Source organism: Roseovarius pelagicus (assembly GCF_025639885.1).
GTDB classification, from domain to species: Bacteria; Pseudomonadota; Alphaproteobacteria; order Rhodobacterales; family Rhodobacteraceae; genus Roseovarius; species Roseovarius pelagicus.
Genome location: NZ_CP106738.1, coordinates 604,579 through 624,453, shown reverse-complemented (window position 1 = coordinate 624,453; position 19,875 = coordinate 604,579). Strand labels below are relative to the sequence as shown.

Sequence of the window (19,875 nt, the reverse complement as noted above, 5' to 3'; positions counted from 1 at the left end):
TCTTGGATCATGGTCAGAATTTCAGGTGTCATCAGGGGCTGCGTAGCGCCGTACGGTGCCGGTGGTTTCGTCGCCCAGATAGATGCCGAAGCTGCCGTGCCGGAATTCCTCGCAATAGCGGGTCAGCATACTGCGTTCCGCCGCGCTGGGCAGTTTTTTCAGGGGGATGTCATCCAGATCAAAGAACTTGTGCCCCGACGGGGTATAGCCCTCGGCTGTGCCATGGTAATAGATGCCATGATGGCCGGTGCTGCTGTCCTGATATACGGCGTAGAGAAAGTCGAGCTGCGCCTTGATCCGTAGCTTTTCCAGATGTTTCTTGAGCAAAGGCAGGCTTTGCCGTGGTTCGTCCGCCGCGGGTATGCCGATCTCGCCATCTGCTCCGACTCTCAACAGCAGTTGTCTGCCACGCGAAAGAAGCGCGCCGATCTTGACCGGTCCGGCCTGCGAGGCGGCTGACACCAGTTCTTCTTCCAGACCGATGGAGAAATAATTGCCTTTGAAGTATCCCAACGGGGCTGCATGACGCGCGGAGAAATCTATCACCCGGCCCACCAGAATAACGTGATCCCCCGCATCAATCAGTCGCTCGCGTGTACAGACGATCCCCGCCAGCGCCTCGTCCAGTAGAGGCATTCCGGCAGCGCCGCCGCGCCAGCCACATTGCCCGAACTTGTCCGGATCGCGTGAGGCAAAGAGGTTTGATAGCGTTTTTTGCCCTTCGCTGAGGACGTTGACAGCAAAAGACGGCGCGGCACAGAAGGTGTCACAGCTGTGGGCCGTTTTGGCGATGCACACGAGCAGCAGCGGTGGATCCAGCGATACGGACGTAAAGGAATTTGCGGTAAATCCGCGGGGTGTCCCATCCGATTGCAGAGTGGTCACGACAGTGACACCGGTCGCAAAGGTGCCCATCGCATCCCGCAATGCACGCTTTTCCAGATCCGTCATCGGCACATTGGGCATTTCCGACAGGTATGTGTCCGTATCTCGGCCCGGTGTGGGTGGTGTGTTTGGCGGTGGGGCAGGGTGCGCAGAGAACGCGAGCGCGCATATTTCGTCGCTGTTCGTCGGTGGCGCAATCTCCAACTGCTGGCCTTTGCCCGTTGCGTCGACCTGACGCAACGCGGCCATCAGGCCAAAGGCCAATGTCGCCCCGATGGCGGGCTGGGTGTCGGCAGTCGCCACGTTGGGAAGCGTCGCGTAAATCAGGCGCGGGTTCAGTTCTGCCAGCGTGTGATATGCTAGGTTCAACTCTTGTCGCATATCGAGCGGCAGGTCGCTGACGATGGCATGGGCGCCCGCCAGCAGGTTGGTCAGACCGGCGGAACCCTCGTCCGACGTCAGGTCGAATACTACACTTTTCTTATTGCGATCCAGCAGGTTGCCCGCCGGATGCCCGTCATCCGTCTGGCCGCTGAGAATGCCATCTACGCGGATCACTTCGGCGCCTTGATCCGCAAGCATCATTGTGCCGTAGCGACCGGGCGCGCCTGTGCAGAGGTCGAGAACCCGGTTCCCGTTGAGGATACCATTGCTCATGTCACTGGACCCTTGATGTGGCGGTCGAGAAATCCCAACAACACGTTGTTCATCTGGTCGGGATCTTCTGCCAGCGCCATATGTCGCAGACCGGGCAGGATATGCGTTTCTGCACCGGGAATCTCGGCGGCGATTGCGCGCGTCATCTCGGGGCCGTTGCCGTAATCCTCGTCACCCGTCACCACCAGCGTGGGGATATTGATTGGCGGTTGAGGCGCCGTGATTTCGTCAATCCCATCCGCGAGAACGCGGTAGTTACGATGATAGATCGCGATATCGTTGGCGCGCACCCAGCGGCGCACCAGATCCATCATGTCGGGGTGATCCTGACGATATGTGTCCGTAAACCAGCGTTCCAGCGCGGCCTCGACTGTCGCCGCGGGGCCATCGCGGCGGGCCTGCTCGACACGGGCGAGGATGGCGGTCTGAGCGTCGGGCGTGCGTTGGTGCGGTGAATGCAGAATGGCCAGCGCGCTGGTGCGGTCCGGGTGGTCCTGCGCAAAGCGGCGCGCGATCATGCCCCCAAGGGAGAATCCGATGATCGCCGTGCTATCGATGGCGCATGCGTCCATTACTCCGGCTAGTTGTTCGGAGAACAGGCTGAGTGACGGCTCGGACGGGGGAGATGCGCTGTCGCCGTGGCCATAGAGATCGTAGGCGATGACGTCATAGCGCTCTGCCAGCGCGGGGGATTGCCATTGCCAGACCTGCGCGCACAGGCCCAGACCGTGGACAAGTATCACCGAAGGCGCGTCCTGGTCTCCTCGACGGACGAAATATGTGCCATCAGTTGTTTGCGCCATGGAAACCTCCGGTGTGTTGTCTGTGCTACGGTCGCGCTGGGACGATGCGCGCTGCAATATCGTTCGTGCAAACTGTCCCACTTGCCCGGCTGGTAGTTTTAAATTTTGGACATGATGCGTCCAAAAATCTCAACTCATATAAAAATTATCCCTCAGACTGAGAATCAGTTTTCTAATAGAGGGTTCGGCACGATGGCAGAAATCGAAAGCTACGAGATGTTGATTGACGGGGAGTGGTGCCTTGCTTCTGATGCAGGGCAGTTCGACAGCGTCAACCCGGCAACCGGAGAGGTCTGGGCGCGCGTGCCCGAGGCGACGGCAGATGACGTCGATCGCGCCGTGCGAGCTGCACATCACGCGTTTCTAGATGGGCCATGGGCCAAGATGACACCAACCGAACGCGGTAAATGCCTGCGCAAGTTAGGTGATCTGCTGGCGGACAAATCCGAGGAACTGGGCCGCACTGAATCTATCGACAGCGGCAAGATGCTGAAAGAAACGCGCTGGCAGGCCAAGTATATTGCGGAATTTTTCCACTTTTACGCTGGTTGCGCCGACAAGATCGCGGGTGAAACCCTGCCCATCGACAAACCGGATATGTTCGTGTTCACCCGACGCGAGCCACTGGGTGTCGTCGCGGCCGTGGTGCCGTGGAACAGTCAGCTGTTCCTCGTCGCGGTCAAGATGGGACCGGCCTTGGCGGCGGGAAACACCATTGTGCTGAAAGCCTCGGAGCATGCCAGCGCCGCAATGCTGGATTTCGGACGCCTGATCGAAGAGGCGGGATTTCCCCCCGGTGTCGTGAACATCGTGACCGGTCATGGCGATCCTTGCGGCAAGGTGCTGACGTCGCATCCGTTGGTGGCGCGCATTTCCTTTACCGGGGGGCCGGGGGCCGCGCGGCACGTTCTGGAAAATTCGAAACGTAACTTTGCCGAAGTCAGTCTGGAACTGGGTGGCAAATCGCCGTTCATTGTGTTCGATGATGCCAATATCGAAAGCGCGGTGAACGCGTCGATCGCGGGCATCTTTGGCGCGACGGGGCAAAGCTGCGTTGCCGGATCGCGCCTGTATCTGCACGAGGATATTGCGGACGAATTTCTGGAGCGGATGACATCGCTGGCGCGCCAGATTGTCATCGGCGATCCGCTGGCCGAAGACACCCAGATGGGGCCGCTCTGTACACAGGGGCAGTTGGATCATATCAAATCCGAGGTTGCCCACGCGGTTGAGGAAGGCGGGACCGTTCTGGTCGGCGGCGCACAGCCGGATGGCATGGAGGGACTGTATTACCAGCCGACGATCATTGATTGTCCGCGACAGGATATGCGCATTGTCGATACCGAGTTGTTCGGCCCGGTCCTATGTGTTCAGCGGTTCAAGACCGAGGAGGAGGTGCTGGCGCTGGCCAACGACACCGAACACGGGCTGGCGGCGGGCATTTTCACCCGTGACAGTGCGCGTTCATTGCGGATGTCGTCTGCTGTGCGGGCAGGGATCGTCTGGGTGAATACTTATCGTGTCGTCTCCCCCATTGCTGAATTCGGCGGAATCAAGGGGTCCGGCTACGGTCGCGAAAGCGGGTTCCAGGCGATGTACGACTACACCCGACCGAAAACAGTGTGGATGAACACATCGGACGACCCCATCGCCAACCCCTTTGTCATGCGCTGATTTGCCATGCGCCCCCCCTGTGCCACGGCAAGGGGGGTAAGGCTTTGGATGCACTCACGCAGGGCCGATGAGATGGCCTCGAACTTAACAACGCAGGCCGATTGCCTGCCACCGACATGGTGTCACGATTGGTGACACGCCTAGTAGAAGGTGACGACAGATGAAATTTCAACTTGCGATCAATCTAGAGCGTATTGACGACAGCCTTGATATGAATGACGTGGCACGCCACACCATCGAGATGGTGCAGATGGCGGAAGAGGGCGGTTTCGAAATCGTCTGGGCTGCGGAACACCATGCGCTGGAGATGACCATCGCGCCCAATCCATTCCAGATACTGACGTGGTGGGCGGGCGAAACCAGCAAGATCCGCCTCGGCACGGCGGTTGCTACGGCTGCCTATTGGCATCCGATTAACCTTGCTGGCGAGGCCGCATTTCTGGACCTGATCAGCGGCGGGCGGTTGGAATTCGGTATTGGGTCCGGGGCCTATCAGCGCGAATTTGATCGTATGCGTCCGGGGCTGAAGCAATCCGATGCTTGGCGGTATATGCAGGAAATGCTGCCAGCCGTGCGCGAGCTGTGGAAGGGCGATTACGAACACGACGGTGACTACTGGCAGTTCCCGACCTCCACCTCGGTGCCCAAGCCGGTGCAGGCGGATGTGCCTGTTTGGGTCGCGGCGCGGTCGCCCATCACCTATGATTATGCCGTCCGCAACAAGTGTCATGTCAACTGCTGGCCGCTGACCCGTCCGTTTGCCGAGGCCGAGTTGTACAAACGACAGCTCGATGAGGCGATGCAGAAGGCCGATAATGGCTGGACCCCGCGCTTTGCGCTGATGCGGCACGCCGCGATCTACGACAACGATGCTGACAGTGACGCGGCCCTGCGGGCCATCCGCACCGTTCTAAGCCAGTTCGAGAACCTTTTCCGCAACGCTGGCGACGTCAAGAATGGGTTTCCAGCGTCCATTCCGTTGGATGAGCTGAAGGGGCGTGAACAATATGATCCCGAGATGCTGGAAGAGAACCTGATGTTCGGCTCTCCCGAGACGGCGATACGCAAGCTACAGGGCTACCGCGATCTGGGTATAAACGAGTTTATCTACTATTCGTCTTTGGGGCTGGGGCACGAGGAACAAAAGCGGTCGTTGAAGCTGTTCTGTGACGAAGTGATCCCCGCAATGCGGTAGGCGCGCGACATTGATCTGGTGCGCCACGACATATCGGAATGTGATAGGTCGTGGCGTAAGAAACGGTTAATGGCCGCGCGCGCCGGCGATCTGCTGATCAATCCGGCGCCGTACTTCGTTGGTTTCCAAAAACGCATGCAATGGGCCGGGCCAGTGCGGCTCTGGCTCATTTCCTGTCTGTGCCGGTCGATAATCGCTGGGACGTCGACCAAAGCATTTGCGAAACGCGTTGGCAAAATGGGAAAGTGAATTGAACCCCGTCGCCGTTGCGACATCGCGAATTCCCATGCCGGTGGACATGAGCAGCACGCGGGCGTGTTGCAGCCGCATCAACAACGCGAATTGCACGACGCTGCATCCCGTAGCAGTCGAGAACTCTCTGAGTAACTGACGCGGCGACAGACCGATCCGCGTGGCGATCTCAGGTACGCTCAGCGGGACGGCGATATGCGCCTCGATCAGATCGACAGCTGCGCGGACGGGTTCAGGCAAACGTCCGGCGCTGCGACCCAGTGTAATACGTTGGCCAGTGCTGCTGGGACGCACCGGATGATGTATCATTCGATCCGAGACGTCGCCCACCAATGCGGTACCATGCGTTTGAGAGATAAGGTGAAGCATCAGGTCGATCCCCGCTGTACCACCTGCCGCGGTCAGCACCGGGGCATCGTCGACATATAGCTGTTCCACCACTTGGATATCGGGAAACTGTTCCTGAAACCCCGGCAGGGATGTCCAGTGCAGCGTTGCCCTGTGTCCGTTCAGCAAGCCTGCGCGGGCGGCGATGTAGGGGGCCAGATCCACGGCGCAAAGACGCGCGCCCAGTCGCATCTGCAGGCGCAACCATGAAAACAGGCGCGGGTTGTGATAGTGCATGCTGCCCGGCCCGCCGAATAGCAGAACGGTTTCTGTACGGTTCAGCCGTTCCGGCACCGGCTCGCAGGCGATGCCGAAACCATCGACCGAGGTGATGTAGTCACCGTCGACTGAATGAAAACTACTGCGGTAGAGCGGGGTCGGGGCCAGAGCATTTGCCAGACGTAGTGGCTCCAGCATGCTGGTGAGGGTCAGCATGTTAAAGCGGGGGATGACCACGCAACGCATACGTGCCTCGGTGCGTGGAACGGTGTCTGTCATGGCTCCTCGGGATATTTTTCCAGGATCATCAAAGCGTGGCGAAAACTCCGGGTGAGCGCAAGACCATCGAAGGGGACTGTTGCATCTCAACGAGGTAGTTGATCCTGTGTCGCTTGTGTACATCCCGCACGATGGTGTCGTTGCACATGAAAGCAACCGTGCCAGCGGTGATGACAATGTCAGAGTTTGGCGCGCAGGGTCTGGATATTGCGCGCGCGGTCATTGAGCGATTTAAAGTCGAGCAGGATCAGATGATACCTGCGCGAAAACAGACTTTGGGGGCGGCGGCATAGCATGACACGATTTTCCGCAAACTTGGGCTTTCTCTGGTCTGACTGCGGGCTACCCGACGCGATCCGGGCCGCTGCGGCAGCAGGTTTCGACGCTGTGGAATGTCACTGGCCCTATGATGTACCACCCGAGGATATGCGCGCTGCATTGGCAGAGACAGGCCTGCCGATGCTGGGCCTGAACACCCGTCGCGGTAAAATCGGAGAAAATGGGCTGTCGGCAGTGCCGGGACGACACTCCGAGGCGACAGCAGCAATCGACGAGGCGCTGGGCTATGCGGAGGCGATAGGGGCAGGTGCGGTTCATGTCATGGCAGGCCACGCTGACGGCGCTGCGGCCCATGCTACCTTTGTCAGTGCGCTGCGCTATGCCTGCACCGCTGCCAAAGGACGCATGATCCTGATTGAACCGCTCAATCATTACGATGCGCCGGGGTATTTTCTGACCACGACCGGACAGGCGCGTGCGATCATCGAAGAAGTCGGCGCACCCAATCTGAAGCTGATGTTCGATTGCTACCATGTGCAATTGATGGAAGGCGATGTCACTCACCGGTTACAGGCGCTGCTGCCCGTGATCGGGCATATCCAGATGGCTGGCGTGCCGGATCGTGGTCCCCCCGATACCGGAGAGCTGAATTACCCGCATATTTGGCAGGTGCTGGCGCGGCTTGGGTGGACCCGGCCCGTCGGGGCAGAGTACAACGCTGGAAATGATACAGATGCGACGCTCGGCTGGATGAATGGCGGTGGCGGGCGTCACAGGACTAGGGAAAGGGATGCAAGATGAAGCTGTTGCGGTATGGAGAGACCGGAAATGAAAAACCGGGTTTGCTGGATCCGCATGGCGATTTGCGTGATCTGTCAGGTGTGATCGGTGATATTGCGGGTGACGTGCTGTCTGACGCCGGTCTTGACCGATTGCGCGGACTGGATCCGCATGATCTGCCCCGTGTCGAGGGCAGTCCCCGGCTCGGTGCTTGTGTCGGGGACATCGGCAAGTTCTGCTGTATCGGCCTAAACTACTCTGACCACGCGGCAGAAACCGGGGCTGCGATCCCTGACCATCCCATCCTCTTTATGAAGGCGAATTCGGCGATTGTCGGCCCGAATGACAAGGTGATGATGCCGCGCGGGTCAACCCGGACAGATTGGGAGGTCGAACTGGGCGTTGTCATCGGCAAAACCTGCAAATACGTGGATCGCGCACAGGCGTTGGATCATGTGGCCGGTTACTGCGTCGTAAATGACGTGTCAGAACGACATTTTCAGTCGGGACTGACCGGCCAATGGACCAAGGGCAAGAGTTGTGACACTTTTGGGCCAACCGGTCCGTGGCTGGTTACACGTGACGAGGTGCCTGATCCGCAGGCGTTGGCTATGTATCTGGATGTGAACGGCAAGCGGATGCAGACCGGCTCTACCAGCACGATGATCTTTTCCGTGGCTGCGATCATCGAACATCTGAGCCATCTGTTCACGCTGCATCCCGGCGACGTGATTTCGACCGGCACACCGCCCGGTGTCGGCCTGGGGATGAAACCCGAGCCTGTTTACCTCAGGTCGGGGGATGTGATGGAGTTGGGCATCGCCGGTCTGGGACATCAGCGGCAAGAGGTCGGACAGGATACCTGACCGCGTTTGTGCGGCTCTGCTATATTGAGCTTGGCAGGTTTGGCTGACCCTCGGCGATGATATCCATGAAGCTGCGGATGGTGCGTACATCGCCGCGCTGCCGCAGGCAAACCAGCGACTCGGTCATCGTCATATCGACGTCAGATATGGTGATCCGGGCGAGCCGTGCATCATAACCGAATTCCGCCTCTGACACGAAACCGACGCCGGCACCTGCGGCGACCACATCCTGAACGGCCTCTCTGCCTTCGACTTCGATTGCGGGGGTCAGGGGGATGTTTCGTTCTGCCGCCGCCTTTTCCAGCTGCTGTCGGGTCTTGGACCCGGCCTCGCGAAAAATCAGGGGGTATTTCGCCAGCTGTGCCAGCGTCATGGCATCCGGTCGGTCGGCAATCAGCGTCTTGGCGGCAAATGCGATGATCGGCGACACCCCGAGACTGCGAATTTCCATGTCGGGGCCGGGGTTCAGGCTGCCGACGACACCGATCTCGGCGTCGTAGCTGCGTAGTGCCTCGACGATTTCGGTCGTGTTCCCGGTGCGAACCGAGATGAACACTTTGGGGTGCCGTTTACGATATGCCTTTAGCCGGTCGGTCAAGTGAAAGGCACTGTCAGCGATGATCCGCAGGTTGCCGTCCAATGCGGTGCGGTTTTCTGATAACACTTCGGTAATCTGATCTTCGACTTCAAAAAGTTTTTTGGTGCAGATCAGCAACGCATCGCCCACAGGAGTCAGCGTGACCTGCTTGCGATCTCGGTTGAAGAGCAGGACATCGTGATCGCTCTCCAGTTTGCGAACCTGTTCAGAAATCGCGGGCTGGGTCAGGCCAAGTGCCTCGGCGGCGCGGGAAAATCCACCACAAGTCGCGACGTGGTGGAATGCACGGATCTGACTATAGCGCATGGGATCGTTTCCTTTGGTGAAGTCGCATTGCGGCTCATATAGGCAAAACTTTTCAACATATTGCAATTAACAATTTTTCATATGGATGGTCTGGTCGTAGAAATGGCGCAGATTGTCGATCCGAGGAGAGAAGCCCGTGACAACCGAACCTGCCCGCATCCGTCCGCCTGAACTTGGTGAACCCTATCTGCTCACACCTGGGCCGTTGACCACTTCGTATGAGGTGAAGCGGGCAATGCTGCGCGATTGGGGCAGCTGGGATGACGAATTTCGGGCCATGACACGATCAATGCGCAGCGGATTGCTAGACCTGATCGGACCGGGCGCGGACGAATATGACTGTGTGCCAATCCAAGGGTCTGGATCCTATTGCGTCGAGGCGATGCTGGGCAGTTTCGTGCCTAAGGATGGCAAGGTTCTGGTGCTGGCCAACGGCGCCTATGGATTGCGCGCAGCTCAGACGATGGCGTGCTTGGGGCGTGAGTATCACTTGCTCGATAAGGGTGATTACCTGCCGCCGCGCGGTACGGAAGTCACCGAAATCCTTCAGGCAGACCCGGCGATTACCCATGTATTGATCATCCATTGCGAGACCAGCTCTGGCATCCTGAACCCGGTCGAGGAGCTTGCCGATGCGGCCCATGCCGCCGGGCGCAAAGTGCTGATTGACAGCATGTCCGCCTTTGGCGCGGTTCCGCTGGAAGCGCAGCGCATCAAGTATACGGCGATGGTGTCGTCGGCGAACAAATGCATCGAGGGCGTGCCGGGCTTCGGTTTCGTGATTGCGCGCAAGGATGAGCTCGTCGCGGCCAAGGGTAACAGTCACTCACTGTCGCTGGATGTGCACGCGCAGTGGGCGACGATGGAAAAGACCGGTCAATGGCGATTTACGCCGCCGACCCATGTTGTCGCTGCCTTTTTAACCGCCCTTGCAGCACATGCGGCAGAGGGCGGTGTGGCCGGGCGCGGTGCACGCTATATGAAAAACCGCGATGTGATGGTGGCTGGTATGCGCGACTTGGGGTTCGAGACGTTGCTGGCGGATCGCTGGCTCAGCCCGATCATCGTGACTTTCTTTTGCCCCGCTGATCCCGCGTTTGATTTTTCCGCGTTCTATGACGCGATGAAAGCGCGCGGGTTTATCATCTATCCGGGCAAGTTGACGGTTGTGGACAGCTTCCGGATCGGCTGTATCGGCCAGATGGACGAACACGTCATGCGCCAGGTCGTCGAGGCCGCGCGCGACACATTGGCCGAGATGGGGGTAGGCTCTGCCGCGCCACCCGCTGCGGCGCTCGAAGAACGCAAGAAACTTGCTGCTTAAATTCAAAGGAACCCCTATGTCGATTATTTCTCCTGTTATCGCGAATGATCGTGATTATGCTTTGCCGAAGGTTTGTGCGATAGCGATTTGCCTTGATGGTTGCGAGCCTGCGTATCTTGAGGCTGCGATAGCGGATGGTTTGATGCCGCATCTGGCGCGGATGCGTCGAGAGGGGACGGATCGGCTGGCGCATTCGGTGATTCCTTCGTTCACCAACCCCAATAACCTGAGCATCGCGACGGGGCGTCCGCCGATTGTGCACGGGATTTGTGGCAATTTCCTTTACGATCCGGAGACGGGCGAGGAAGTGATGATGAACGATGTGCGGTTCTTGCGTGCACCGACGGTATTTTCGGCCTTTTACGAGGCCGGGGCGCGGGTGGCGGTGGTCACTGCCAAGGACAAGCTGCGTGCGCTTCTGGGCGCGGGTTTGCGGTTTGACGAGGATCGGGCGAAGTGTTTTTCGGCAGAGAAATCAGACACATCGACGGCGGCTGAACACGGGCAGGAAGCGGCGAGCAAATGGCTGGGCATGGCGCAGCCCGAGGTCTATTCGGCGGAATTGAGCGAGTTTGTCTTTGCCGCGGGCGTCAAGCTGTTAACGGAATGGAAACCGGACGTGATGTATCTGACCACGACCGACTATGTGCAACACAAATACGCGCCCGACGACGCACAGGCCAAGGCGTTCTACGAGATGTTCGATAAATACCTCGGGCAGCTGGATGCGCTGGGGGCGGCCATCGTGGTGACCGCTGATCACGGGATGAAGCCCAAGCATGATGCACAGGGCGATCCCAAGGTGATCTATGTGCAGGACCTGCTGGACGACTGGCTGGGCGCGGCGGCGGCGCGGGTGATCCTGCCGATCACCGACCCTTATGTGGTGCACCACGGCGCGTTGGGGGGCTTTGCCACGGCCTACCTGCCCGCAGGGGCGGACCGCGCGGATATCATCGCGCGGCTGGCGCAGCGTGACGAACTGCTGGAGGTCATCGGCAAGGAAGAAGCGATCGAGCGGTTCGAGTTGCCGGGTGACCGGATCGGCGATATCGTGATGATATCAACTGAGAACATGACCATCGGCACATCTGCGCATCGCCACGATCTGGCCGCGCTGAACGAGCCGCTGCGCAGCCATGGCGGGTTGACCGAGCAAGTCGTGCCATTCATCTGCAACCGTGTGATCGACCTGCCGAGCAAGCCGGAGTTGCGTAATTTCGACGCGTTTTTCTACGCCACGGCGGCGGCGGCCCTGTGATGGGGTCTTTGGTAACGCTTTGGCAAGCAATGGCGCGTAAGGATGGGGGGACACGATGAGCAAGACGGAGATCCGGCATGAAGGCATGCGCATTGGCGGTGAGGTGGTGTTCACCGACGATGTGATAGAGGTGACATATCCCTACACGGGCGAGGTGATCGGCACGGTGCCCGCGGGCACGGCCGAGCATGCGGCGCGGGCGTTCCAGATCGCGGCTGACTATACGCCAAAGCTCAGCCGGTACGAACGCAGCCAGATCCTGCAACGCGCAGGTGAACTGATCGGCGAGCGGCGCGAATATCTGGCCAAGTGGCTGGTGCTGGAACTGGGCATCTGCCACCAGCACGCGATCTACGAGACCAAGCGCGCGCAGGATGTGTATCAGTTCGCGGCGATGCAGGCGCTGAATGACGATGGCGAGATCTTCAGTTGCGATCTCACGCATAACGGCAAGGAGCGCAAGATCTTTACCAAGCGCGAGCCGGTGCGGGCGATCTCTGCGATCACGCCGTTCAACCACCCGCTGAACATGGTCAGCCACAAGATCGCGCCGTCGATCGCCACCAACAACTGCATGGTGTGCAAGCCGACCGAACTGACCCCGCTGACGGCGATCGCGCTGGCGGACATCCTCTATGAGGCAGGGCTGCCGCCCGAGATGTTCCAGATCGTGACCGGCCTGCCGGGCGACATCGGCGAAGAAATGATGGTGAACGATCATATCGACATCATCACCTTTACCGGCGGTGTGCCGGTGGGCAAGCTGATCGCGTCCAAGGCGGGCTATAAACGTCAGGCGCTGGAACTGGGCGGAAACGACCCGCTGATCGTGTGCAATGATCTGAGCGACGCCGATCTGGACCGCGCTGCGACCATCGCGGTGGCGGGCGCCACCGGCAACTCCGGTCAACGCTGCACCGCGATCAAGCGTATCCTGGTGCAGCAAAGCGTGGCGGACCGGTTTGTGCCGCTGGTGCTGGAGAAAGCGAAGAAGATCAAGTTCGGCGACCCGCAGGACCCCGCGACCGAACTGGGCTGCGTGATCCACGCGCAGGCCGCGGAAGTGTTCGAGAACCGTGTGCTGCAGGCCGAGAAGGAAGGCGCGCAGATCCTCTATCATCCCGGCCGTCAGGGCGCGCTGTTGCCGCCGATCGTGGTCGATCACGTGCCCCACGCCAGCGAACTGGTGATGGAGGAAACGTTCGGCCCGATCATCCCCATCGTGCGTGTCCCCGACGACGACGCCGAGGTGATGGCCATCTCCAACGGCACCCAGTTCGGCCTCAGCTCGGGGGTGTGCACCAACGATCTGAACCGCGCGATCGCCTATATCAACGGGCTGGACGTGGGCACCTGCAACATCTGGGAACAACCCGGCTACCGGATCGAGATGTCCCCCTTTGGCGGCATCAAGGACTCGGGCAACGCCGTCAAGGAAGGCGTCATCGAGGCGATGAAGTTCTTTACCAACGTCAAGACATACTCCCTGCCTTGGCCCAATTGACATTCCCCTCATTTTCTCCCGAAACTGCGGGGCTCACAAAACGAGCCCCGCCATTTTTTTAACTGAGGTGTAAAATGGCGCAGATTGCCCATACCGAAGGCGAGGCCAATACATCGCAAGCCCGCCAAGAATGGTCCGCGGCTGAAACCGATGGCGCCGCGCGCGATCTCTTGCGTCGCGATGCAGATGCGTTTTTGCATCAAAGCCTGTCCAGCCCCTGTGTGTCGACCATCGCCAAGGCCGAAGGCATCTGGATCGAGGATGTCGCCGGACGGCGCTACATGGATTTCCACGGCAATTCAGTACATCATATCGGTTACGGTCATCCGCGTCTCATCGCTGCGATCAAGGACCAACTGGACAGTCTACCATTTTCGCCGCGTCGCTTTACCAATGATGTTTCTGTCGCGCTGGCCGAACGGCTGGCCGAAATCGCACCCGGCGATCTGGGCAAGACGCTCTTTACCACCGGGGGATCGGACGCCAACGAGGTTGCACTGAAAATTGCCCGCGCCGCGACCGGTCGGTTCAAGACGTTGAGCTTCTGGGACGCGTTTCACGGGGCCGGGTTCGGTGCTGCGTCAGTGGGGGGCGAGGCGACGTTTCGCAGCCATATTGCCGGACCACTGCTGCCCGGATCCGAGCATGTGGCACCATTTCACTGTTACCACTGTGCCTATGGCCATCCGGGGCCGGAAAACTGTGCGCTCGCCTGTGCGAAGATGGTGGATTATGTGCTGGGGCGCGAGGGCGATGTCGCCGCGGTCATAGCGGAACCGATGCGCGCTGTGCCGGTGGTGCCACCTGCGGGTTATTGGAAAGCCGTGCAGGCGGCATGCCGCAAACATGGTGCGTTGTTGATCATGGATGAGATTCCGACAGGTCTGGGCAAGACGGGTGAAATGTTTGCCTTTGAGCATGATGGGATAACCCCGGATATCGTGACGCTGGGTAAGGCGTTGGGAGGGGGTATTCTGCCGATTGCCGCCGTGGTGGCCCGAAATGATCTGGACGTCTGCGGCGACTTCGCCATTGGCCACTACACGCACGAGAAAAACCCCGTAACAGCGCGTGCGGCATTAACCACCCTCGACATCATTGCGGATGAAGGGCTGGTGGAACGTGCTGCCACGCTTGGGCTTGCCGCGTTGGACCGCCTGCGCGCCACAGTGGGGGGGCATGCGAATGTCGGCGATATTCGGGGCAGGGGCCTGATGTTCGGAGTCGAGATCGTATCGGATCGCGAGGCACGCACGCCGGATCCGCAATTGGCCGAGGCGATTTACTATGCCTGCCTTGGCAAGGGGCTCAGCTTTAAGATCAGCAGCGGCAATGTGCTGACATTGTCGCCGCCATTGACGATCGCCCGGCAAGATCTGGATGACGCACTGACGATTGTCGAGGATGCGCTCAGGGATTGTGCAGCTTGACCGCGGGGATTTTCCTGCTCGTCCTCTTTGCAGCGTTCCTACACGCGTTCTGGAATGCCATCGTCAAGGGGGCCGGTGACAAGGCGGTGATGCTGGGGCTGATTGCGCTGGGTCATGTCGTGCCGGGGCTGGCGCTGGTCCTGCTGTCGGGCCTGCCAAGTATGGCGGCCGTTCCATATATCATCGCATCGACTGTGATCCACTGGGTGTATTACATCCTGTTGAACACAGCCTATCGGGTCGGCGATCTGAGTGTGGTCTACCCGATCGCCCGCGGCCTTTCACCGATCCTGATTGCCTTGGGGGCGCAGTTCTGGGTGGGTGAAACGCTGCCATTGATGGCGTGGATGGGTATCCTCGCGGTCTCGGTGGGGATCATGATACTGGCGGCGCAACGAAAGCAGGCACCGATGCCGATGGTCGGGTTTCTGGCCGCGGTTGGTGTGGCGGTAGCGATCGCGAGTTATTCGATCGTGGATGGTGTCGGTGTGCGGTTGTCGGGCAACGCACTGGGATATATAGGTTGCCTCTTTACGGCTGAGGCGTTTGTCGTGGCCTATGTATTCGGAACCAAATGGGATCGGGTGCGTGCGGTACCGGTACGGACACTGATGCTGGGCCTCTTTGGCGGCATCGTTTCGGGGACGGCCTACGCTCTGGTGCTGATTGCCAAGACACAGGCGCCGCTGGGTATTGTCTCGGCACTGCGTGAAACCTCGGTGATCTTTGCGGCGTTGATTGGTGTGCTCTGGTTCCAAGAAGGCCCCAAGCGCGGCAGGATCGCAGCAGCCATTGTAGTGGGCTGTGGCATCGCCGTTATCGCCGGGGCGAAGGGGAGTTGAAGGATTATGCGGGCACTATATGCCTATAGGCAATGCCTCGGGCGCGATTGGAAAGGGTATCGGTCGTGTTGATCCTGTCATTCATCGTGCATCTGATGGGGGCAACGATGCTGCTGCTCTTTGCGGTGCGCATGGTGCAAACCGGGATAGAACGCGCATTCGGGTCGTCGTTCCGGCGCGTCGTCACGCAGAATCGTAACCCGCTTCGCGCGGCTTCTGCCGGGGTCATGCTGGCGATTGTGCTACAAAGTTCGGCAGCCGTCGCGCTGCTGGTGGCAGGGTTTTCAGCGGCGGGGGCGGTTACGTTCGGCGTCGGCCTCGCGGTTGTTTTAGGGGCGGATCTGGGATCTGCCCTGCTGATTCAGGTGTTTTCGTTCAATCTGGATTGGTTGGTGCCGGTCTTGTTGGCTGTTGGTGGCGGGCTGTTTGTCAAAGCCGAGCAGCGACGATTGCGACAGTTCGGACGGATCATCCTTGGCATTGCTTTCATCCTAATTTCGCTACGCTTTCTGCGCGAGACGATGGATCCGATACGCGACAGCAGTTTTCTGCCTGCCATTGCGGACTATTTGGCTGCAGATTTCATCACGGCCTTTCTGGTCGGCGCGTTTTTGGCATTTGTGATGCATTCCAGCGTGGCGGTCATCCTGATGTGTGTCACCTTGGTCGCCGTGGCAGCGATACCTGTAGAAGCTGGCGTTTCGCTGGTTTTGGGGGCCAATTTCGGCAGCGCGTTGATACCCGTCTGGCTCAGTCGTGGGATGTCCAGCACCGCACGGCGTGTTCCAGCCGCAAATTTGGCGGTGCGTGGCTGCGGCGCGATCGTGACTGTGATCGTGGTGAACCGGTTCGAGTTGTTGCCGTATGTTGGATCAATGGACTCGGCGCAGACGCTGATCAACGTGCATATTTTGTTCAACGCTGTTTTGCTGCTGCTAGCACTGTTGTTCTGCAATCGGCTGGAACTGCCGTTTTCGCGGCTTTTGCCCGAAGACGCGCCTTCGGACCAAGAGCAGTCGCCGATGTATCGCTCGACATTAGATGATGCGGTTCTTGGGCGACCGCATCTGGCGATCGCCAATCTCAAGCGCGAGGTGCTGCGCATGGTGCAACTGGTCGAGACGATGATCCAGCCGGTCATGGACCTCTATCAGACCTATGATCCGGACCGCGCGCGCGCGGCGATTGCCCAGGATAACCATGTGAACACGGCATTGGATGATATCCGGCGATATGCTGCGGCCATTCAGAGCGAGAATATGGCAAAGGGTGACAACAAGCGCGTACGCGAATTGACGGAATATGCCATCGCCATAGAGGCGGCCGGCGATATCGTGGTCAAACGGCTGATTCCTCTGGCCAAGGAAAAACACGAAAAAGGTATCAAGTTTTCGCAGAACGGACATGCAGAGGTTTGTCATATGCACGAACAGGTACAGGCGAATATGGTGCTCGCATCGAATTTGCTGATCTCGGATGATCTGGAAAGTGCGCGTCTCTTGCTGGAAGAAAAGCAGGAAATGGCGCGGCTTGAACGCAAGAGCAGGAAGCGACACCTCAAACGCTTGAGTGAAGGGGTCGAAATCAGCTTTGACTCCAGCGATATCCACCTCGAGACAGTCAGTTCTCTGAGGGATTTCAACAGTTATATGGCGTCTGCCGCCTATCCGATTTTGCACCGCGGAGGGCAGTTGCTGGAAACGAGACTGATCGAACAGGACATCGACGACATCGAAATCAGGCAACGCTGAACGATCTGCGTTCGAGCTGAGTTGCCTGTCCATCGCGAGGCATCACTGGTCCTGCCAACCCCGTCAAAGAAGATGATTTTTCTTGCCTGCGTCGGCGTGCAAAAAGCGGAGCTTGTCACATGAGTGTTGCACGACGTGTTTAGGTGGAGCAAACATGAGGGACCGGCGGATGTTATGATAGGCTGGAGTTATGGGTCGGTAGGAAATATCGATTTGGCTTCTTGGTTGTCTTTGTAACAAGATTTGCGGAATGAAAAGGCCCGCCTAACGGTCCTGACTAGGAAACAATAGAGGAGATGCGACATGAAGAAATTTACCAAAGTGCTGAGCGGCGTTGCGTTCGCGGCGTTGGCAGCGACAGGTGCGCTGGCCGATACGGAATTGACGGTTTACACCGCTGTCGAGGCCGAAGATCTGGCGCGCTATGCTGAGAAATTCAACGAAGTTCACCCCGACATCACCATCAACTGGGTGCGCGATTCCACGGGCGTCATCACGGCTAAACTGCTGGCAGAGCGCGACAACCCGCAAGCGGACGTGATTTGGGGGCTTGCTGCGACGTCGCTGCTGCTGCTGAAATCCGAAGGCATGCTGGAAGCCTATGCACCAGCCGGTGTTGATCAGTTGGATAAAAAGTTCGTCGATAGTGACAACCCGCCCGCTTGGGTCGGCATGGACGCTTGGGTTGCGTCGGTTTGCTTTAACACCGTTGAAGGTGAAAAGCTGGGCCTGACAGCGCCGACATCATGGAAAGACCTGACAGACGCGCAGTATGAAGGTCACGTGATCATGCCGAACCCGGCATCGTCCGGCACGGGCTTCCTCGATGTTTCGAGCTGGCTGCAGATCTTTGGCGAAGAAGGTGGCTGGGAGTACATGGACGCCCTGCACAACAACATCGCGCGTTACACTCACTCCGGCTCTGCGCCTTGCAAGCTGGCTGCAGCGGGTGAAATCCCGATCGGCGTTTCCTTCGCTTTCCGTGGTGCCAAGTCCAAGGCAGCCGGTGCACCGATTGAAATCATCGTTCCATCCGAAGGCGTTGGCTGGGATATGGAAGCCACTGCAATCGTCGCGGGCACAGACAGCCTTGAAGCGGCGCAAAAGCTGGTTGATTTCACCGTCACCAAAGACGCAAACGTGATGTACAACACCGGCTATGCCGTGGTTGCGTATCCCGGTGTCGCACAGCCGGTCGAGCATTTCCCCGAAGGATTGCTGGACGCGATGATCGACAACGATTTTGAATTCGCGGCCAACAATCGTGCCCGTATTCTGGCCGAATGGTCGAGCCGCTATGATGGAAAATCCGATCCGAAATAATCGGGTACGGACAGCACATGAGGGGCAGGCCTAGCGTTTGCCCCTCATTTTTCCAAGAACAGAAAATGCTGCACGCCTGGCGCGTGATCGGCTATTCTGACGCAAACACCCTAATAATAAAGGATGGTTCAGTGCACGACGCTGCTAACGGGGCAGGCCCCTATTTGAGGATCGAAAACCTCTGGAAAGCCTTCGGAAAATTTGTGGCGCTCAAGGATATCGCGCTTGATATCGAAGACGGGGAATTCGTTTGTTTCCTAGGCCCATCCGGGTGCGGTAAGACGACCCTTTTACGGGCCATCGCCGGGCTGGACTTGCAAACCAAGGGCACCGTTCATCAGGGCGGCAAGGATGTGTCGAACCTGCCGCCGTCGGAACGTGATTTTGGTATTGTGTTCCAATCCTACGCTCTCTTTCCCAACCTGACGATTGAAAAAAACATCGCATTTGGTCTTGAGAACACCGGCCGCAGCAAAGACGAGATCGCCAAGCGCGTATCTGGCTTGCTGGACCTTGTGGGCCTGCCTGAACAGGGGCGGAAATATCCCGCGCAACTGTCGGGGGGCAGCAGCAGCGCATCGCGCTGGCGCGTGCCATTGCGACCAACCCCGGTCTATTGCTGCTGGACGAGCCGCTTTCGGCGCTCGATGCCAAGGTACGGGTGCATTTGCGCCATGAGATCAAAGAGCTTCAGCGCAAACTGGGTGTTACCACAGTTATGGTGACGCATGATCAGGAAGAGGCGCTGGCCATGGCCGATCGGATCGTGGTTATGAACCACGGTGTGATCGAGCAGGTCGGATCGCCAACCGAGATTTACCGTTCGCCAAAAACATTGTTTGTCGCCGATTTTATCGGTGAGATGAACCAAATTCCGGCGCAGGCGGGCGCCTCGGACGAAGTCGTGATCGGTGGCGTCACGATGCAGTCGCAGCCGCACAGTTTCTCCAAGGGCGCGCAGATCGTCGCCACGATCCGACCCAACGACATCATCCCGCACGGCGACGGTGCGCGGTCGCCGGGCGGCGACGACGTGATCCAAACCGAGGCCAACGCATTGGAAGTGTTGGTCGACGAGATGGAGTTTCTGGGGTCGTTCTGGCGTTGCCGCCTTCAGCACGAGTGTTTTGGCGATCAAGAACTGATCGCTGACTTTTCGGTAAACGCGGTGCGGAGGCTGGAATTGTCGGCTGGTAAACGAATGACAGTCGAGTTGGCCCAAAAACGGCTCTTGGCCTTTGACAAGGCGGAGGCGTGATC

The 19,875-nt window shown here is 58.9% G+C and carries 17 protein-coding genes and 1 pseudogene; 14 read left to right on the top strand and 4 right to left on the bottom strand.

Annotated features, from left to right (window positions below; translation table 11 throughout):
* Positions 1–21 precede the first annotated feature (21 nt).
* Complete coding sequence (locus N7U68_RS04005) at positions 22–1,542, bottom strand: flavin reductase (protein ID WP_263048309.1); 1,521 nt, start codon at positions 1,540–1,542, stop codon at positions 22–24.
* Positions 1,539–2,345 carry an alpha/beta fold hydrolase gene (locus N7U68_RS04000; RefSeq protein ID WP_263048308.1) on the bottom strand — a complete coding sequence of 269 codons (807 nt, stop codon included), beginning with the start codon at positions 2,343–2,345 and terminating at the stop codon, positions 1,539–1,541. Before N7U68_RS04000 ends, N7U68_RS04005 begins: the two co-directional genes overlap by 4 nt.
* A gap of 192 nt (positions 2,346–2,537) precedes the next feature.
* Between N7U68_RS04000 and N7U68_RS03995 the strand changes: the two genes are divergently transcribed.
* Positions 2,538–4,019, top strand: coding sequence for an aldehyde dehydrogenase (locus N7U68_RS03995; protein ID WP_263048307.1), 1,482 nt, complete (start codon positions 2,538–2,540; stop codon positions 4,017–4,019).
* Positions 4,020–4,179: 160 nt separating this feature from the next.
* Positions 4,180–5,214 (top strand): LLM class flavin-dependent oxidoreductase, encoded by a 1,035-nt coding sequence (locus N7U68_RS03990; RefSeq protein WP_263048306.1) that lies wholly within the window; start codon positions 4,180–4,182, stop codon positions 5,212–5,214.
* Between the two features lie 66 nt (positions 5,215–5,280).
* Here the strand turns inward: N7U68_RS03990 and N7U68_RS03985 are convergent, their stop codons facing one another.
* On the bottom strand, positions 5,281–6,351 hold the full coding sequence (locus N7U68_RS03985; protein ID WP_263048305.1) for a GlxA family transcriptional regulator: 1,071 nt from the start codon (positions 6,349–6,351) through the stop codon (positions 5,281–5,283).
* Positions 6,352–6,497: 146 nt separating this feature from the next.
* On the opposite strand from N7U68_RS03985, the gene N7U68_RS03980 reads away from it, so the two are divergent.
* From N7U68_RS03980 to N7U68_RS03970, 3 genes are read left to right on the top strand one after another with little or no spacing between them, the layout of a single operon-like run.
* Complete coding sequence (locus N7U68_RS03980) at positions 6,498–6,644, top strand: hypothetical protein (protein WP_263048304.1); 147 nt, start codon at positions 6,498–6,500, stop codon at positions 6,642–6,644.
* Between the two features lies 1 nt (position 6,645).
* The gene (locus N7U68_RS03975; RefSeq protein ID WP_263048303.1) at positions 6,646–7,431 is read left to right on the top strand and encodes a hydroxypyruvate isomerase family protein; all 786 of its coding nucleotides are present in this window, start codon (positions 6,646–6,648) and stop codon (positions 7,429–7,431) included.
* Positions 7,428–8,276 carry a fumarylacetoacetate hydrolase family protein gene (locus tag N7U68_RS03970; RefSeq protein WP_263048302.1) on the top strand — a complete coding sequence of 283 codons (849 nt, stop codon included), beginning with the start codon at positions 7,428–7,430 and terminating at the stop codon, positions 8,274–8,276. The genes N7U68_RS03975 and N7U68_RS03970 overlap by 4 nt, the downstream gene beginning before the upstream one ends.
* A 19-nt stretch (positions 8,277–8,295) precedes the next feature.
* Here the strand turns inward: N7U68_RS03970 and N7U68_RS03965 are convergent, their stop codons facing one another.
* The gene (locus N7U68_RS03965) at positions 8,296–9,180 is read right to left on the bottom strand and encodes a LysR substrate-binding domain-containing protein (RefSeq protein ID WP_263048301.1); all 885 of its coding nucleotides are present in this window, start codon (positions 9,178–9,180) and stop codon (positions 8,296–8,298) included.
* Between the two features lie 136 nt (positions 9,181–9,316).
* Here N7U68_RS03965 and N7U68_RS03960 point away from each other — a divergent pair, with 136 nt between their 5' ends.
* From N7U68_RS03960 to N7U68_RS03920, 9 genes and pseudogenes are all read left to right on the top strand, one after another.
* The gene (locus tag N7U68_RS03960; protein ID WP_263048300.1) at positions 9,317–10,504 is read left to right on the top strand and encodes a 2-aminoethylphosphonate--pyruvate transaminase; all 1,188 of its coding nucleotides are present in this window, start codon (positions 9,317–9,319) and stop codon (positions 10,502–10,504) included.
* Between the two features lie 16 nt (positions 10,505–10,520).
* A complete protein-coding gene (phnA, locus tag N7U68_RS03955; protein WP_263048299.1) occupies positions 10,521–11,765 on the top strand; it encodes a phosphonoacetate hydrolase in 1,245 nt (414 codons plus the stop codon).
* A 55-nt stretch (positions 11,766–11,820) separates the two neighbouring features.
* On the top strand, positions 11,821–13,269 hold the full coding sequence (gene phnY, locus N7U68_RS03950) for a phosphonoacetaldehyde dehydrogenase (protein WP_165192063.1): 1,449 nt from the start codon (positions 11,821–11,823) through the stop codon (positions 13,267–13,269).
* Between the two features lie 74 nt (positions 13,270–13,343).
* Positions 13,344–14,699 (top strand): (R)-1-hydroxy-2-aminoethylphosphonate ammonia-lyase, encoded by a 1,356-nt coding sequence (pbfA, locus tag N7U68_RS03945; protein ID WP_263048298.1) that lies wholly within the window; start codon positions 13,344–13,346, stop codon positions 14,697–14,699.
* Positions 14,696–15,541, top strand: a complete 846-nt coding sequence (locus tag N7U68_RS03940; protein WP_263048297.1) for an EamA family transporter — start codon at positions 14,696–14,698, stop codon at positions 15,539–15,541. The genes pbfA and N7U68_RS03940 overlap by 4 nt, the downstream gene beginning before the upstream one ends.
* 65 nt (positions 15,542–15,606) lie before the next feature.
* A complete protein-coding gene (locus N7U68_RS03935; RefSeq protein ID WP_263048296.1) occupies positions 15,607–17,292 on the top strand; it encodes a Na/Pi cotransporter family protein in 1,686 nt (561 codons plus the stop codon).
* A 303-nt stretch (positions 17,293–17,595) separates the two neighbouring features.
* The gene (locus N7U68_RS03930) at positions 17,596–18,615 is read left to right on the top strand and encodes a putative 2-aminoethylphosphonate ABC transporter substrate-binding protein (RefSeq protein WP_165192067.1); all 1,020 of its coding nucleotides are present in this window, start codon (positions 17,596–17,598) and stop codon (positions 18,613–18,615) included.
* A 17-nt stretch (positions 18,616–18,632) separates the two neighbouring features.
* Positions 18,633–19,192, top strand: a pseudogene (locus N7U68_RS03925) (ATP-binding cassette domain-containing protein); the annotation flags it as partial.
* A gap of 141 nt (positions 19,193–19,333) precedes the next feature.
* On the top strand, positions 19,334–19,873 hold the full coding sequence (locus tag N7U68_RS03920) for a P-loop NTPase family protein (RefSeq protein WP_263048295.1): 540 nt from the start codon (positions 19,334–19,336) through the stop codon (positions 19,871–19,873).
* Positions 19,874–19,875: the final 2 nt, after the last annotated feature.

Bases quoted from the DNA above. Each gene is read 5' to 3' on its own strand.
- N7U68_RS03930 (WP_165192067.1), top strand. From the start codon at position 17,596: ATGAAGAAATTTACCAAAGTGCTGAGCGGCGTTGCGTTCGCGGCGTTG.
- N7U68_RS03975 (WP_263048303.1), top strand. From the start codon at position 6,646: ATGACACGATTTTCCGCAAACTTGGGCTTTCTCTGGTCTGACTGCGGG.
- N7U68_RS03920 (WP_263048295.1), top strand. From the start codon at position 19,334: ATGGTGACGCATGATCAGGAAGAGGCGCTGGCCATGGCCGATCGGATC.
- N7U68_RS03980 (WP_263048304.1), top strand. From the start codon at position 6,498: ATGAAAGCAACCGTGCCAGCGGTGATGACAATGTCAGAGTTTGGCGCG.
- phnY (WP_165192063.1), top strand. From the start codon at position 11,821: ATGAGCAAGACGGAGATCCGGCATGAAGGCATGCGCATTGGCGGTGAG.
- phnA (WP_263048299.1), top strand. From the start codon at position 10,521: ATGTCGATTATTTCTCCTGTTATCGCGAATGATCGTGATTATGCTTTG.
- N7U68_RS03995 (WP_263048307.1), top strand. From the start codon at position 2,538: ATGGCAGAAATCGAAAGCTACGAGATGTTGATTGACGGGGAGTGGTGC.
- N7U68_RS03985 (WP_263048305.1), bottom strand. From the start codon at position 6,351: ATGACAGACACCGTTCCACGCACCGAGGCACGTATGCGTTGCGTGGTC.
- N7U68_RS04000 (WP_263048308.1), bottom strand. From the start codon at position 2,345: ATGGCGCAAACAACTGATGGCACATATTTCGTCCGTCGAGGAGACCAG.
- N7U68_RS03990 (WP_263048306.1), top strand. From the start codon at position 4,180: ATGAAATTTCAACTTGCGATCAATCTAGAGCGTATTGACGACAGCCTT.
- N7U68_RS03965 (WP_263048301.1), bottom strand. From the start codon at position 9,180: ATGCGCTATAGTCAGATCCGTGCATTCCACCACGTCGCGACTTGTGGT.
- N7U68_RS03970 (WP_263048302.1), top strand. From the start codon at position 7,428: ATGAAGCTGTTGCGGTATGGAGAGACCGGAAATGAAAAACCGGGTTTG.
- N7U68_RS04005 (WP_263048309.1), bottom strand. From the start codon at position 1,542: ATGAGCAATGGTATCCTCAACGGGAACCGGGTTCTCGACCTCTGCACA.
- pbfA (WP_263048298.1), top strand. From the start codon at position 13,344: ATGGCGCAGATTGCCCATACCGAAGGCGAGGCCAATACATCGCAAGCC.